The sequence below is a fragment of the Chelatococcus caeni genome (assembly GCF_014196925.1).
Taxonomy (GTDB): domain Bacteria; phylum Pseudomonadota; class Alphaproteobacteria; order Rhizobiales; family Beijerinckiaceae; genus Chelatococcus_A; species Chelatococcus_A caeni.
In genome coordinates, this window is record NZ_JACIEN010000005.1 from 56,307 (window position 1) to 70,854 (window position 14,548).

Consider the following 14,548-nt stretch of genomic DNA (forward strand, 5'->3'; position numbering starts at 1 on the left):
GTGACAGGCGCCGGTGGAGATAGCCGCCGGCCCGATCCGTGCGGCGGCATCACCTTGTCCTGGCGCGGATCCCGGCATCGTCCGGCCCTGCGATCGGAACCGGACCAGCCACAGCGACATCGTCACGGCCTTGACGGGCTGACGATCCTTGCGGCGGGCGCATGGCCGCCTCCCAAAGCAATCGGAGGGGGGACGGGGCCGGCCGGCTCAGACGTCGCGGCCGTTTCCGCGGCCTCCGATGCGCAGGTTGCCGTCTCGAGCAGATCCTTGAAGCCCTCGTCGTCCCCGCCGGCGACCGCCCGGCTCACCGCGGCCGATGCCGCCGCATCGACGTCACGCAGGGCCTCGACGGCACAGGCGATGCCTTGCGCGGCAGCCGTCCGCTGGCCGGGCGCCGAACGGCGCACGGCCGTCAGCAGTGGCCCGACCCCTGCAGGACCGGCGATGAGATAGGCGGTCACGGCCCGCGTCAGCCCGGGGCCGCCGTGGGGGTGCTGGCGCAGCAGCTCGGCCGGCGATCGCGGTGCCGGCTGCACATCGACCCGCGCCGCCAAGGGCGCCATCGACGCGCTCACCAGCAAAGAGGCCGCAGCAAGAGCGCCGCAGGGGCCCAGAAAATGCGTTCTCGCCTGTCGCCGCCCTGCACAGCGCAACGGCCGGAAGAAAGATGTCAACATGGCAACGTCCTCACAACCGCCGCTGGCCGGGGCCACGTGCGTCACGTGCCGGGCACATATCTAGAAGTGCAATACAGAAGTTATACAATCATAAGATGTCATCACCGGTGACGCAACGTGGGGGCCTGCACGCCGGTCTGGCGTCCGGTGCGGGTCATGAGCAGGAGCGCGGAGTGGAGATTGGTGAGCGCGTAGCGGCGCAGAAGCCGCCGCGGCTCGAGCGCGAGGCGGTACAGCCATTCCAGGCCGCAGGCCTGCATCCAGACCGGCGCCCGGCTGTGGCGTCCGGCGAGGAAGTCGAAGAGGCCGCCGCTCGTCTTGAGCAGCCCCACCCGACGCAAGCGGTCGCGATTGCGGACGCAGAACAGCTGCTCGCGGGGAACGCCCATCGATACCCAGACGATATCCGGCGCCAGCGCGTCGATGCGCTGCGCCACCGCCTCTTCCTCGTCCTCGGCGAAAAAGCCGTGATGGGTGCCGACGATGGTCAGCCGGGGATAAAGGGCCGCGACATTGCGCGCCGCGGCAGCGCAGGTCTCGACCGTGCCGCCGAGAAGGAAAAAGCTCAGGCCCTCGTCCTGCGCATGGCGGGCGACGTCATGGAACAGGTCCGTCGTCGCGACACGTTCCGGAAAGGGGGCGCGGCTCAAGAGCCGCGAGGCGAAGACGGCCGACATGCCGTCCACCGCAAGCCCGCCGCAGCGGCGGAACAGCGCGCGCACCGCCGCCTCGCGATGATAGCGCGAGATCGTCTGGCCGTTGATCGACGAGAAGAACGGCGGTGGTGCCTCGCCGCGCGGACGGCAGCGGCATATCGCCACGAACAGTTCGGCCCATTGCCGGCGGGTGAGGCGCTCCCCCGGCAGGCCGCCGACGGTCAGGCGCGGCAGGCGGCAGGCGGCAAAGGCCTCGTAAAGCGCTTCAGCATCGCTGAAGGCAACGACCGGTGGACGCGCCCTGAGGCTGCTGGGCAGTCGCATCCCAACCTCTCGATAGCATAATGGAAGTTCAATAAGCGTCGTGACGCCAGATCTGCGCGAAGGTCATGCGCAATATCTTCAGATCAAATCCGAACGACCAGTTGTCTGCATAGAACAGATCGAGATCTATTCTCTTCCGCATCTTCTCGATCGTATCCGTCTCGCCGCGGCAGCCGTTGACCTGGGCCCAGCCGGTGATGCCGGGCCTGACATTGTGCCGCCGGGCATAGGAGCGGATCAGGGCGTCGTAGTAATCGTCGTGGGCGAGCGCGTGGGGACGCGGGCCGACGAGCGACATGTCTCCGCGCAGGACGTTGTAGAGCTGGGGCAGTTCGTCGAGGCTCGTGCGGCGCAGGAAGCGTCCGATACGCGTCACGCGCGGGTCGTGACGGCGGGCCTGGCGGATGACGGGGCCGTCGTCCATCCCCGTCATCGTGCGGAACTTGTAGATGACGAAGCTCGACCGGTTGAACCCGTGCCGGCGTTGCCGGAACAGCGCGGGGCCGGGGCTGTCGAGGCGCACGACCACGGCGATGATGAGGAGCAGGGGCGCCAGGATGACGAGCACCGCGGCCGCCACCGCCACGTCGAAGCAGCGCTTGACCGCGACTTCGCTGCTGTCGAGCGGCGGGCGCGCCAGCTGCAGGAAGGCGGCACCGTCGAGAAGACGCAACTTGGCTTCGGGAAGCCGGCCGATGATCCGGTCGGGGCAGAGATGCACGGCGACCGGCAGCTCGGCCAGGCCACGCAGGATGCGGGCGATGCGCTCGTCGTCGGTCCACGGCAGGGCGACGAAGACCTCTTCCACCGCCTGCCGCCGCGCGAAGTCGAGCACGCTCGCGCGGCAGGCCGGCCCGGCGTCGAACAGCGCCGCATCGACATGGCCGACCACCTCGAGGCCGAGGGCGTCCGCATTGAACGCGTCGGCGAATCCCGTCATGCGCCCCTGCTCGCCGACGAGCATGACACGGCTGCGGGCGAGATAGCCCGACGCCTGGGCGAAACGGGCGACCGCGCCGAACAGCCGGCCGGTCAACGACAGGACGCCGAGGCCGACCAGGGCGATGATGCAGGCCGCGGCCCGCGAGAGATCACCGCCGAGCTTGGTGGCGAAGGCGATGACAATGGCGGCCACCATCACGCCGAGCCAGGTGCGGCGCCGCATCCGCGCGTGACCGGCACCCGTCAGGCCGGGCATCTCGTAGCCGCGGCGCTCGAAGATCAGGAGGGCGGTCGTGCCCGCCACGGCAGCGCAGAAGACCAGCGCCACGTCCGGCGGATAGGGCGTTCCCAGCCACCATGCGTGATAGCCCCGGTAGACCGCCGTCGCGGCGATGTACAGCGCCCAGAAGTCGACGAGAGCGCACAGGATAGCGAGGAACAGCCGATCCATGGCCATCGTGCGCCGCTTCGGCAGGGCTGCGTCGACGCGCATCGCGACGACGGGACGACGGCGGTCCGTGCGGGGCTGGTGCAACATCGCTTCAAGCAATTGAGGGAGGAACCCGGCTCCTCCGGCAGGCGTCCGATGCGGACAGCCTGTGGACAGCAGGCATATATGAATTCTGCGTCCTATAGATGCATCGTTCAATGCATGCACTGTCAGGTTGTGACGCAAATTCTGACGACACTGTCAGCCGGCGCCGCAATCGCTGAGGAGCCGCTCGTAGGCACGGGCCATCGCGTCGGCGCTGTAGCGCCTTTCGAGGCCCCGGCCGGCCTCGCCCAGCCGCGCCAAGGCTTCGGCATCGCAGAGCAACGCCGTCGCAGCCGCGCCGAAGGCCGCCTCGTCCCGTGCATCGGCAAACCGGGCGCAGGGCTCGCCGTCGACCTGCAGCACCTCCCGCAGCACCGGCAGGTCATGGGCAAGGACCGGAACGCCGGCTGCCGCCGCCTCGACGACCGCGAGCCCGAAGGTCTCGGCCAGCGAGGGAAAGACGAAGAGATCGAGCCCGGCGAGGATGTCGCCCACCGCCTCGGCGGGCTGCTCGCCGAGGAGGTGCAGACGCTCCTCGCAGCCGAGTTCGCGCGCAAGCGCGACGAGCGCCTCCCGCTCCGGCCCCTGGCCGACGAGGACGAGGTGCCGCCTGGCGTCGCACGGCAGCAGCCGCACCGCCGCCGGGAGGTTCTTGAGCGCGTGCAGCCGCGCCACGCAGCCGATGACCGGCGCTTCCGCGCCGAGGCCGAGCCGGGCCCGCAAGGCCCGGCGCGCCTCGCCCGGCGGCAGGCGGCCGGTGCGCGGTTGAAAGCCGTGGTCGATGCGCACGACGCGGCGGCGATAGGCGGCAGGGTAGCTGTCGTATTCGCGCGCGACCTCGCCGGAATTGACGATGACGCGTGTATAGAAGCCGAACATGCCCAGCATCGTGTCGAGCGCGGCCAACGCGGGCCGCATGGCGAGGGTGGCGGAGGTACGGTTGGCGAGGACACAACGGACGCCGGCCACCCGCGCGATGGGTGCGGCGATCACGTTGCCCCAGTGCTGGAAGGCGACCACCGCATGCGGCCGCACCCTGCGCAGATGGCGCAGGAGATCGAGGAGAAGCCGGAAGAGCGCGACGGCATCGCGCGGCCGGCCGGCGGCGCAGTAATGCACCCGCGCCAGGCCGTCGTAGAAGCCCGTGCGCCGATAGAGAAAGCAGTGATGAACCTCGAAGCCCCGCTCCGCGAGCTTCTCGCCGAGCAGGCGTGCCAGTTCCTGGGCGCCGGCACCTTCGGCCTGAGGCTGGATGAACAGCAGTCGAAGGGAGCCGTCAGCCATGTCGCTCACCTGTTTGCACGCCGCAGGAGCGCGACGACCGACGGGTCGATGCCCAGCCGGCGTCGGCACAGGCGGTTAAGGACGACGGCCTGGACGGATGCCGCGAAGGCCGCCGCCGCCGCCGCGCCGACGGCGCCGAAGGTGCTGCTGAGGACGAGGACGAGCACCATCCGCAGGACGAGGGCCGCGATGCCCGCCATGGGATAGGCGCGCTCGAGCCCGCACAGCAGCAACAGGTGCGGCGCGGGCCCGGCAAGAAGCGAAACGGCCGCTCCCAGCGCGAGGACGTGGAGGACCGGCGCGAAATCCCGATAGCCGTCGCCGAAAATCGCGAGCAGCGCTGCGCCCCATACAGCGACGATCACGAGGCCGGCGATCGCCCCGACTGCCGCGAGCGACTGGAGCCGGGCGAGCAGGCTCTGCAGCCGCTGCCGCTGGCCGGCCGGGAACAGCCCGGCGATCTCGGCCGCGGCATAATTGGCAAGCCCGCCGGCGAGGATCGGGAAGACGGCGGCGATGCGGGCGGCGGCGAAATAGCCGGCGGCCGCCGACGGGTCGAGCAGCAGCCCGATCAGCACCACGTCGAGATACTGGTTGCCGGCATCGAGGATGGCTGCAAGCCACATGCCGCCCATCTGCCGCCGCCAGCCGCGCCGGTCGGCAGGGGCCGGGCCGGCGCGGTCCCGCAGGCGGGACGCGAGCCGGCGCCATTGCCAGGCCGTGCTCCCGATCATGCAAAGGGCCGCGAGGGCGAGGAAGGCCTCCGGCAGGAGGGGCCGTCCGCCGGCGAGGCAGACGACGGCGGCCGTGGCGACCGCAAGGCGCCATGCGACCTCCCGGTGCCCCTCCGCCGCCCGGAGGCCGACGGCCACGCGGCTCGCGTGGGAGGTGAGATGCAGCACCGCCTGCGCCAGGAGAAAGGCGCCGCCGGCGGCGGCAAGGCTGGGTCGCGGGGCATGACCGATGGCAAGGGCAATCGTCAGCGCCACCGCGAACAGCCCGAGCGCCGCCGCGATCGTGTTGCTGAGAGCGAACCGCATGAGACTGTGGCGGCACGCGCCGGTGCCGGTCGCCCAGACCTTGAGGATCAGGGTTTCCTGGCCGCACAGCGCGACGACGGCCAGAAAGGACATGGCGTTGAACCAGATGCCCAGGCGGCCGAAGGCCTCGGCATCCAATGTGCGGGCCGTGACGGCGAACATGACGAAGGCCGCGCAGGCCCCGGCGGCCTTGAGCGCCAGGGCCCCGCCCGCCCCGGCGAGAACGGCGCGCGCCGGCCTTGCACTGCCCGTCACGGAGGCGTCTCGCGGCCGATCGCGAGGCCTGCGATGAGCAGCAAGGCCCCCATGGCGAGGGGCGCGAACAGCGCCTCCTCCTGGAAGGCGCCGTTGACCAGCATCGCCGGCACGGCAAGGCCGACGGCGGCCAGGACCGGCTCGCCCCCCGCCCGATGGAGCCGCAAGGCGGAGCGGGCTATGAGGATATAGCCCGCCAGGAGGCCAAGGCAGCCGATCCCCATCTGGTGCAGCAGCACGCCGAGCGCGCTCTCGACCGCCTGCCCGGCCATCCCAAGCGACTGCGCCCGTCGCCAGTCGAGCACCGCCGGGTCGGCGGCGAGGTTGCCGCCGCTGCCGAGGCCGTGGCCGAGCGGATTGGCCGTGAAGCTCTCGAAGCCGGCGACGAGACCGAGCACGTGGTAGTCGCGCTGTTCCAGCCCGACGACGAAGGCCGCCGCGGCATAGATCATGAGCAGCAGCAGGAACGTCGGCACCGCGAGCCGCGGCAGGTGGCGCAGCAGCCAGAAGCCGGCCAGCGACATCAGCAGGAAGGCGACGGTGCCCTTCGACCCGATGACGACGAGCAGAGGCACCGCCGCGACGAGGTAAAGGGGTCGGCCGGCGGCGAGAAGGACCAGGGACAGCACGCCGAGGAGATAGGAGAAGCTGATCGGGTGGAAATTCGGACCGTTGAGGCGGCGCAGCACGAGACCGAGGTCGGCGAACCACGGCACGTTGAACAGGTTGACCAGCAGCATGTCGCGCTCATCGCGCAGCACGCGGCCGCTCGCCTCGACGGCCTTCAGCCAGAAGCCGCTGTCGACCATGCGCCGGAAGCGCAGGGCGAGATAGCCGTCGGCGTTGACCAGCGCCGCCAGCGCGTCATAGGCGAGGAGTTCGGCATAGCCGAAGGCGAGCACCATGAGCATGAGCGCCGGCAGGAAACGCGCGACGGGCACCGCAAGGCGGGCACCGGCGACGAGGCCGATCTGGAACAGCATCACCGGAAGGGCGATGTTGCGCAGGTAGACGACGGCGCCGCGCGGATCGGCGGCCGCGCCAAGGGCGCAATAGGCGGCGACGGCGGCAATCATGGCAAAGGAGAGCGCCATCAGACGCCTCACGGTCTGCGGATCGCCCGTACGTCCCTTGAGATGAAAGGCGGCGAAGCCCGCCCACAGCAGCGCGGCGGTCAGGAAGTTGTAGCCGCGCACCGTGTCGAATGCCTCCGCGTCGGGAAGCAGTGGCAGCAGGATGGCGACGAAGCTGTTCTGGAACGTGAAGACGAAGAGGAGAAGCGGCGGCGCCATCGCCGGCCCCGCCTGCAGGAGACAGAGCGCCAGGACGAGAGACATGACAGGGCCGAGCGCCGGAAAGGCCAGATGCCCCGCCACCGGCAGCGCGGCCGCCAGCGACGAGGCGGCCAGGAAGACGCACAGCAAGGAACCCGGCCCCGCCGCGCCGCTCCAACGCGCCGCAGGCCGCCGAGCATGAATGCTTATCGATTGCAAATCGTAGCTCTATATTACTGATTTAGAATTCAGGAATTGTACATTCATAATATCCGAATCGCGTTCATTCCAAATATTCGCTAGAGATTTCATCTTGCAATTCGCGAACGGTGAACGGCGACTGGCGCCGTCCCGGTGGGCCGGCGCCGCCGAAGGCCACGGGACCGGACGGTGGAGCGAGCGGGCGAGCCTGGCGGCGCTCGCGCTTCTTCTCGTGGCGGCACCGGCCATGTTCGGCTCCGAGGGCCCGACGGCGTTTGCGGTTCTCGCCCTTCTCACCGGCCTCTGCCTCCTGTGCCTTGCCGGCAGCGGCCCCGTGCGGCCTGGCATGGCACCGGCGGCGCGCTTCCTGGTGCCGGCGTTCGCCCTGCTGTGCCTCTGGGGCGTGGTACAGGCCCTTCTGCCGGTATCGGGAGCGGCGCAGGTGGCCGAGCCATCCGGGCCGATGGGCCCGGCACGGCTGTCCCGCTCGCCCACCGCCACGCTCGGCAGCGTCCTGCAGCTCCTCACCCATGCCGGCGCCTTTCTCGCCGGCCTCGCCATCGCCGCGCGGCCGCACGGGCCCGACCGCATCGCACGCATCGTCGCCGCGACGGCACTCGCAGTCGGGCTCTACGGCTTCGTCGCATGGGCGGCGGAGTTCGAACGCATCCTGTGGGTGGAGAAGCACGCCTATCTCGGCTACCTGACCGGCCCCTTCGTCAACCGCAACACCGCGGCGGCCTATCTCGGCCTCGGCGGCCTCGTGCTGATGTCACGCGCCGTGGCGCGCGCGCAGGCCGAGGCCACTCCGACGCTGGCCCGAGGGCGGCGCGCGGCGCGCTTCGTCAAAGCGCTGGCCGGCCGCGCCGGGCTCGCCGCGGCGGCCGCCGGGTTCCTCATCCTGTGCGTGCTGCTGACCGGCTCACGCGCCGGCACCGCTGCCCTGCTCCTGGGCTTCGTCGCGCTCGGCCTCGCCATGCTGCGGCGGCGCCTGCTCGCCCTCTTCCTTCTCCTCGCGCTGACGTTATGCGTGCTCTTCCTCATCCTCCTCGCCGAAGGCGGCATCGCGCCCATGGCCTACGAACGGCTGTTGCGGGAGGGGCTGGACGGCGGCAACCGCTCCGCCGTCTACGGCGCGACGCTGAGGGCGATCGCCGACCATCCCCTGACGGGCACGGGCCTCGGCACCTTCCATCTCGTCTTCCCCGCCTATCGCAGCGCCGAGATGACGGACTGGGGCGTCTGGGACCGGGCGCATCAGATCTATCTCGAGCTCGCCCTCGGGGCAGGGCTGCCGATGGCCGTGCTCGTCGTCGCAGCCTTTGCGGCAACCGCCCTTGCCTGCCTGTTGATCGCCCGCAGGGCCCCCCGGCCGCAACCCGCAGCCGCCTCGGCCTTCGCCGCCTCCGTCGCGCTCGCGGCGCACGGGCTCGTCGACTTCAGCCTGCAGAACCCGGCCGTCGCCACGACCTATGCCGTCCTTCTCGGCGCCGGCTGTGCCCCGGCAATCCGCACCATTCCGTTCCTGATACCCTCCAGAGGCCGTTGATGGTTCTGCTCCCGAGCCCCGCACCGCCCGCCCGCCTTGCCCGCGTGTCCTGCGCGCTCGTCCTTGTCGTGCCCCTCCTCGCCGCCTGTGCGGCCCCCGTCGCGAACAACGGCAAGCGGGCGGCGGCCGTCCCCGAAACCACGGCCGGCACAACAGCCATGCCGCCGCCCCGGCCCGACCAGCCGACACCGTCGAGCTACCGCTACCGTCTCGGCATCGGCGACCGCATCCGCGTGACGGTGTTCGGCGAGGAGGCTCTTTCCGGCGAGTTCGAGATCGACGGCGGCGGCGCCGTCACGCTGCCCCTCATCGGCGCGGTGCCGGCAGAGGACCAGACCCTCGCCGACCTGCAGGACACGCTGACGAAGCGCTTCCGCAGCGGGCTCCTGCGCAACCCCAAGATCGTCGTCGAGATCCTGTCCTACCGGCCGATCTTCGTTCTCGGCGAGGTGCGCAACAGCGGCGAGTACAAGTTCCGCCCGGGTCTCTCCGCCTTCGAGGCCGTGGCGCTTGCCGGCGGCTTCACCTACCGGGCCGACCAGCGGCACATCTACATCCGCCGGCGCGGCGAGAGCGAGGAGCGGGCCCACGACATGTCCCGGCCCGTGCCCGTCTTTCCGGGCGACAACCTGCGCGTCGCCGAGCGCTATTTCTAGCGGCCCCAGATCACGTCCGCCCCGCGTTCATTGCCCACGATTTGCCGCAAGGCGGGAGGAAAGGTTGCTGCCTGTCTGCGGCACGTCCGGGCCCCTTCGGCCGGCCGTGCCGGGAACGTTCGACTTCCGGCGCTGTTCGGGACCCGGACCGTTATCGAGGCCTTCAGCGTCCAGACCGCCGCGCCTTAAGGACGGCCACTGCGCAGGCGTCGAAGCTGCGCGGTTCATTGTCGATGCTTCGCTCGCATGAGGAGGTCTTGCCGATGAAGGTCCTGCCAATGAAGATCGCCCAGATCGCCCCGCTCGCCGAAAGCTGCCCGCCGCGTCTCTACGGTGGCACGGAGCGGATCGTTTCCCATCTTACGGAGGAGCTCGTCCGCCAGGGGCACGAGGTGACGCTGTTCGCCAGCGGCGATACCCGCACCAAGGCCGAGCTCGTCAGATGCTCGGACATCGCCTTGCGGCTCAACCCGGCCGTGCGCGACCATGTTCCCTATCACGTGGCGATGCTGGATCGCGTACGCGCGCTCGCCGACACCTTCGACGTGCTGCACTTCCATATCGACATCCTGCATTTCCCGCTGATCCGCGACTTCGCCGACCGCACGGTGACGACGCTGCACGGCCGGCTGGACCTGCCGGACCTGAAGCCCTTCTACGCCGCCTTTCCCGACATCCCGCTGGTCTCGATCTCGGACGACCAGCGCCGTCCGATGCCGCCGGTCAACTGGGTCGGCACGGTGCATCACGGCCTGCCGCGCGATCTCCTGCCGTTCAACGGCCGTCCCGAAGGCGGCTATCTCGCCTTCCTCGGGCGCATCTCGCCGGAGAAGCGGCCGGACCTCGCCATCGAGATCGCGACGCGCACGGGCCTGCCGCTGAAGATCGCCGCCAAGGTGGACAAGGTCGACGAGGCCTATTGGAACGAGCAGATCGCCCCCATGGTCGCGGCGGCACCGAACGTCTCCTACATCGGCGAGATCGGCGACGCCGAGAAGGCCGAGTTCCTCGGCAATGCTGCCGCTCTCCTCTTCCCGATCGACTGGCCGGAGCCCTTCGGGCTCGTTATGATCGAGGCAATGGCGTGCGGCACCCCGGTCATCGCCATGCGCCGCGGCTCGGTGCCGGAGGTCATCGAGCACGGCGTGTCCGGCTTCATCGTCGACAATGTCGACGAGGCGGTCGCGGCCGTCGGCCGGCTCGGCCTCATCCATCGCTCGGCCGTGCGGGCCGCCTTCGAGCGCCGCTTCACGGTCGAGCGCATGGCCGAGGATTACGTCGAGATCTACCGCACGCTGCCGGGGGTCAAGGCGCGTTCGCCGCTCCTCTACGTGGCGGGCGGCGAGACGAGCCTGCAGGTCGTCGCCTGACGGTGGCGGCCGCCGGTCCATCGGCTGACGAGAACGGGATTTGCGACATGCAGACGATCGGCGCCGAAGCTGTTCCGCATGCACCGGCTCCCGCAGGGCCCGGGGCAGCGCAGATCGCGCAATTCTTCATTCCGGCCTCCGCCTCGCTGCAGGAACGGCGGCCGCGCACCTTGAAGCACGGCGACACCTTCGCCGTGTTCGACCACAACGGCGATGCGCTCTCCGGGCCGGGCAGCCCGGAGGGCATCTTCCACCGCGACACCCGCCATCTCTCGCATCTCTACCTCACCATCGACGGCGCACGGCCGATGCTGCTCAGCTCGACCCTGCGCGACGACAACGCCACCCTGACCTGCGACCTCACCAATCCGGACCTGTTCGACGAGAAGGGCCGGCTCGTGCTCGGCCACGACCTCATCCATCTGCGCCGGTCCCGCTTCCTGTGGAATGCCGGCTGCTTCGAGCGGCTCGTGCTGCGCAACTTTGACGCCGAGACGCGGCGCCTTTCGATCGAGATCGCCTTCGCCGCCGATTTCGCCGACCTTTTCGAGGTGCGCGGTTCGCACCGCGAACGGCGCGGCACGCATCACCCGCCCGAGATCGGCGACAGCCGGGTGGTGCTGTCCTACACCGGGCTCGACGGGCACCGCCGTGCCACGACGCTGGCCTTCGACCCCGCCCCCGCGAGGCTTTCCGGCAGCTCCGCGATTTTCACCCTCGACCTGCCCCCGCGCGAGAGCGTCTCTTTGTTCCTCGAGATCAACTGCGGCTTCGAGGGCGCCAACCAGCCGCCGCGGCGGGCCTTCTTCAGCGCCTTGCGCGACGCCCGGCGCGCGCTGCGCCAGTCCGCCGCGCGCGCGGCCTCCATCGCGACGTCGAACGACATCTTCAACGAGGCGGTGCGCCGCAGCGTCTCGGACCTCTACATGCTCATCACCGACACGCCCGAGGGCCCTTACCCCTACGCGGGCATTCCGTGGTTCAGCACGGTCTTCGGCCGCGATGCGCTCATCACCGCGCTCTGCACGCTGTGGCTCGATCCGACCATTGCCAGGGGTGTCCTCGGCTATCTGGCCGCCAACCAGGCGACGACCTCCGATCCGCTCGCCGATGCCGAGCCGGGCAAGATCCTGCACGAAGTGCGCCACGGCGAGATGGCCGAGCTCGGCGAGGTGCCGTTCCGCCGCTACTACGGCAGCATCGACTCGACGCCGCTCTTCGTCATGCTGGCCGGCGCCTATCTGAAGCGCACCGGCGATCTCGCCACGATCGAGCGCCTGTGGCCGCACGTCGAGGCGGCCCTCGGCTGGATCGACAGCCACGGCGACAGGGACGGCGACGGCTTCGTCGAATACGGCCGGCGCAGCGACGAGGGCCTCGTCAACCAGGGCTGGAAGGACAGCCACGATTCCGTCTTCCACGACGACGGGCGCATCGCTGAGGGCCCGATCGCCCTCGCGGAGGTGCAGGCCTATGTCTACGGCGCCTGGCGGGCGGTGGCGGCGATGCTGCGCCGCATGGGCCGGCCGGCCCAGGCCGAGGTCTACGGCGCCAGGGCCGATGCGCTGCGGCGACGCTTCGACGAGGCCTTCTTCGATGCGGCGCTCGGCACCTACGTCATCGCTCTCGACGGCGCCAAGCGCCCGTGCCGCGTCCGCTCCTCGAACGCCGGGCACGTGCTCTTCACCGGGCTCGCCGAGCCGGAGCGCGCGGTGGCCGTGATGCGGACGCTGATGGGGAGCTCCTCCTACTGCGGCTGGGGGGTGCGGACCATCGCGGATACGGAAGCGCGCTACAACCCGATGAGCTACCACAACGGCTCGGTCTGGCCGCACGACAACGCCCTGATCGCCGCCGGCTTCGCCCGCTACGGCTATCGCGGCGAGGCCGCGCGCCTGTTCCAGGGCCTGTTCGAGGCGTCGACCTACATCGACATGCGCCGCCTGCCGGAGCTCTTCTGCGGCTTTGCGCGCCAGCGCACCCAGGGTCCGACCTTCTATCCCGTCGCCTGCGCCCCGCAGGCCTGGGCAGCGGCCACGCCGCTGTCGCTGCTCCAGTCCTGCCTCGGCCTCGGTTTCGATCCGGACGGCATGAAGATCACCTTCGACCATCCGGTGCTGCCGGATTTCCTCGACCACGTGACCTTGCGGCGGCTGTCGCTCGCCGGCAGCGTCGTCGACATCGCCCTGCGCCGCTCCCGCGCCCAGGTCGTCGTCGAAGTGCTCAGTCGTTCCGGCCCGGTCCGCGTGCTGACGACGAACTGAACGACAGGATGCCAGGACGCGGGATGCCCGCGACAGGCGCGGGCATGGCGGCAGGGCGTATCGGCGCCACCCTCCACCAGCCCGTCGCGACCCATCAGGTACGGCTGATCGAAACACCGCCGTCGACCAGCACCGCCGCGCCGGTCATGAAGCTCGCCGCATCCGAGGCGAGGTGCAGCACGCAGCGGGCGATCTCCTCCGGCTGCGCCATCCGCTTCAGAGCGTGCAGGCCTTCGATGAAGGCGAGCAGCTCGGGCGTCGCGTCGGGCGCGTTGGTGATGGCTGCCGGGGTGTCGGTGCCGCCCGGCAGGATGGCGTTGGCGCGCACGCCCTTGGGCCCGAATTCGGCCGCGATGACCTTCATGAGCCCGATCATGCCCGCCTTGCTGGCCGCATAGGCGGACATGCCCGGCATGCCGACCGTGTGGCCGACGAAGGTGGAGGTGAAGATGAGCGATCCCCCGCCCCGCGCCAGCATCGCCGGCACCTGCCGGCGCGCACCGAGGAACGCCCCCGTCAGGTTGATGTCGAGGATCGTCCGCCACGCGTCGGGAGAAAGCTGATCGAGCGGTGCCATGTCTCCGACGACGCCGGCGTTGTTGAAGGCGATGTCGAGGCCACCGAAGCGCTCGACCGCCGCCGCGACGGCTGCCTCGTGCAGCGCCTCCTCGCGCACGTCGCCATCAACCGCGCAGGCTGCGCCGCCGGCCGCGGCGATCTCCTCCACGAGGGCGTCGAGGGCCTCCCTGCGGCGGGCGGTCACGACGACCCTGGCCCCTTCGCGCGCGAAGAGGAGGGCGGTGGCGCGCCCGATGCCGGAGCTCGCGCCCGTGACGATGGCGACCTTGTCCTTGAGCATATCCATGTGCAAACCCTTCGAAATGACCGCCGGGCGGCCGGAAGGGCTACAACCTCGCAGGCGCCGGAGCGGCGGGCACTCCGCTTCTTGCGCCCGAATTGACGCGGGAGCGCCGTCCCTCAGCGCTCGTAGGTGCCGACCAGGGTCACCTCCTCGATCAGGTGCCTTGTCGCCTTTTCCCAGACTTCCGCCACGCCGACCTCGTCGCGGATGCCGAGGCGCGGCTCGGAGATCGCCGCGAGGCGGAAGTAGTAGTGATGTACCCCATGGCCGGGCGGCGGCTGCGGGCCGTCATAGGCCTTGTTGCCGAAGTCGTTGCGGGCGAAGCGGAAGCTCTCGCCCGCGCCCGGATCTGCCCCCTGTGACAGCCCGCTCTGGTCGAAGGGAATGTCGTAGATGCCGAGATGGCGGAAGGTGCCGCGCGGCGCGTCAGGATCCTCGATCACGAGGACGAGGCTGCGCGTGCCTTCCGGCACGCCCGTCCAGCGCAAAGGAGGCATCAGGTTCTCGCCGTCGCGGGCGAAGGTGCGGGGGATTTTCTCGCCATCGGCGAAAGCGGGGCTCGTGAGCGTCAGGGCCATCGCCTCCTCCTGGAATTGTCGACCATCCTGCGCCGCGAACGGGAACTGCAGCGGATTGTTCCCGTGCCGTCCTCATTGTCC

General features: G+C 70.2%; 12 protein-coding genes. 4 read left to right on the forward strand and 8 right to left on the reverse strand.

Annotation, left to right across the window (positions count from 1 at the left end; translation table 11 throughout):
• Positions 1 to 122: 122 nt before the first annotated feature.
• The 6 genes from GGR16_RS18510 to GGR16_RS18535 form a co-directional block, all read right to left on the reverse strand.
• Positions 123 to 461, reverse strand: a complete 339-nt coding sequence (locus GGR16_RS18510; protein ID WP_183317574.1) for a hypothetical protein — start codon at positions 459 to 461, stop codon at positions 123 to 125.
• 317 nt (positions 462 to 778) lie between these two features.
• Entirely contained in the window at positions 779 to 1,657 is an 879-nt protein-coding gene (locus GGR16_RS18515; RefSeq protein ID WP_183317575.1) for a WecB/TagA/CpsF family glycosyltransferase, read from the reverse strand.
• 28 nt (positions 1,658 to 1,685) lie between these two features.
• Positions 1,686 to 3,092 carry an undecaprenyl-phosphate glucose phosphotransferase gene (locus tag GGR16_RS18520; RefSeq protein WP_183317576.1) on the reverse strand — a complete coding sequence of 469 codons (1,407 nt, stop codon included), beginning with the start codon at positions 3,090 to 3,092 and terminating at the stop codon, positions 1,686 to 1,688.
• A 198-nt stretch (positions 3,093 to 3,290) separates the two neighbouring features.
• Positions 3,291 to 4,418 (reverse strand): glycosyltransferase family 4 protein, encoded by a 1,128-nt coding sequence (locus tag GGR16_RS18525; protein WP_183317577.1) that lies wholly within the window; start codon positions 4,416 to 4,418, stop codon positions 3,291 to 3,293.
• 5 nt (positions 4,419 to 4,423) lie between these two features.
• On the reverse strand, positions 4,424 to 5,713 hold the full coding sequence (locus tag GGR16_RS18530; RefSeq protein WP_183317578.1) for a lipopolysaccharide biosynthesis protein: 1,290 nt from the start codon (positions 5,711 to 5,713) through the stop codon (positions 4,424 to 4,426).
• Entirely contained in the window at positions 5,710 to 7,137 is a 1,428-nt protein-coding gene (locus tag GGR16_RS18535) for a hypothetical protein (protein WP_183317579.1), read from the reverse strand. Before GGR16_RS18535 ends, GGR16_RS18530 begins: the two co-directional genes overlap by 4 nt.
• Before the next feature lie 163 nt (positions 7,138 to 7,300).
• Between GGR16_RS18535 and GGR16_RS18540 the strand changes: the two genes are divergently transcribed.
• The 4 genes from GGR16_RS18540 (at position 7,301) to GGR16_RS18555 (ending at position 13,027) form a co-directional block, all read left to right on the forward strand.
• On the forward strand, positions 7,301 to 8,737 hold the full coding sequence (locus GGR16_RS18540; protein WP_183317580.1) for an O-antigen ligase family protein: 1,437 nt from the start codon (positions 7,301 to 7,303) through the stop codon (positions 8,735 to 8,737).
• Positions 8,737 to 9,393, forward strand: coding sequence for a polysaccharide biosynthesis/export family protein (locus tag GGR16_RS18545; RefSeq protein ID WP_019404691.1), 657 nt, complete (start codon positions 8,737 to 8,739; stop codon positions 9,391 to 9,393). Before GGR16_RS18540 ends, GGR16_RS18545 begins: the two co-directional genes overlap by 1 nt.
• 278 nt (positions 9,394 to 9,671) lie before the next feature.
• On the forward strand, positions 9,672 to 10,763 hold the full coding sequence (locus GGR16_RS18550) for a glycosyltransferase family 4 protein (RefSeq protein WP_026015580.1): 1,092 nt from the start codon (positions 9,672 to 9,674) through the stop codon (positions 10,761 to 10,763).
• Positions 10,764 to 10,810: 47 nt separating this feature from the next.
• A complete protein-coding gene (locus GGR16_RS18555) occupies positions 10,811 to 13,027 on the forward strand; it encodes an amylo-alpha-1,6-glucosidase (protein WP_183317581.1) in 2,217 nt (738 codons plus the stop codon).
• A gap of 94 nt (positions 13,028 to 13,121) precedes the next feature.
• Here GGR16_RS18555 and GGR16_RS18560 read toward each other — a convergent pair whose 3' ends face one another.
• Positions 13,122 to 13,892, reverse strand: a complete 771-nt coding sequence (locus GGR16_RS18560; protein ID WP_053194121.1) for an SDR family oxidoreductase — start codon at positions 13,890 to 13,892, stop codon at positions 13,122 to 13,124.
• Positions 13,893 to 14,005: 113 nt separating this feature from the next.
• Positions 14,006 to 14,467, reverse strand: a complete 462-nt coding sequence (locus tag GGR16_RS18565) for a YbhB/YbcL family Raf kinase inhibitor-like protein (RefSeq protein WP_019404695.1) — start codon at positions 14,465 to 14,467, stop codon at positions 14,006 to 14,008.
• Positions 14,468 to 14,548: the final 81 nt, after the last annotated feature.

Excerpts from the sequence above, each read along its gene's own strand:
- GGR16_RS18525 (WP_183317577.1), bottom strand. The coding sequence starts at position 4,418 with ATGGCTGACGGCTCCCTTCGACTGCTGTTCATCCAGCCTCAGGCCGAA.
- GGR16_RS18555 (WP_183317581.1), top strand. The coding sequence starts at position 10,811 with ATGCAGACGATCGGCGCCGAAGCTGTTCCGCATGCACCGGCTCCCGCA.
- GGR16_RS18520 (WP_183317576.1), bottom strand. The coding sequence starts at position 3,092 with ATGCGCGTCGACGCAGCCCTGCCGAAGCGGCGCACGATGGCCATGGAT.
- GGR16_RS18565 (WP_019404695.1), bottom strand. The coding sequence starts at position 14,467 with ATGGCCCTGACGCTCACGAGCCCCGCTTTCGCCGATGGCGAGAAAATC.
- GGR16_RS18550 (WP_026015580.1), top strand. The coding sequence starts at position 9,672 with ATGAAGATCGCCCAGATCGCCCCGCTCGCCGAAAGCTGCCCGCCGCGT.
- GGR16_RS18545 (WP_019404691.1), top strand. The coding sequence starts at position 8,737 with ATGGTTCTGCTCCCGAGCCCCGCACCGCCCGCCCGCCTTGCCCGCGTG.
- GGR16_RS18560 (WP_053194121.1), bottom strand. The coding sequence starts at position 13,892 with ATGGATATGCTCAAGGACAAGGTCGCCATCGTCACGGGCGCGAGCTCC.
- GGR16_RS18515 (WP_183317575.1), bottom strand. The coding sequence starts at position 1,657 with ATGCGACTGCCCAGCAGCCTCAGGGCGCGTCCACCGGTCGTTGCCTTC.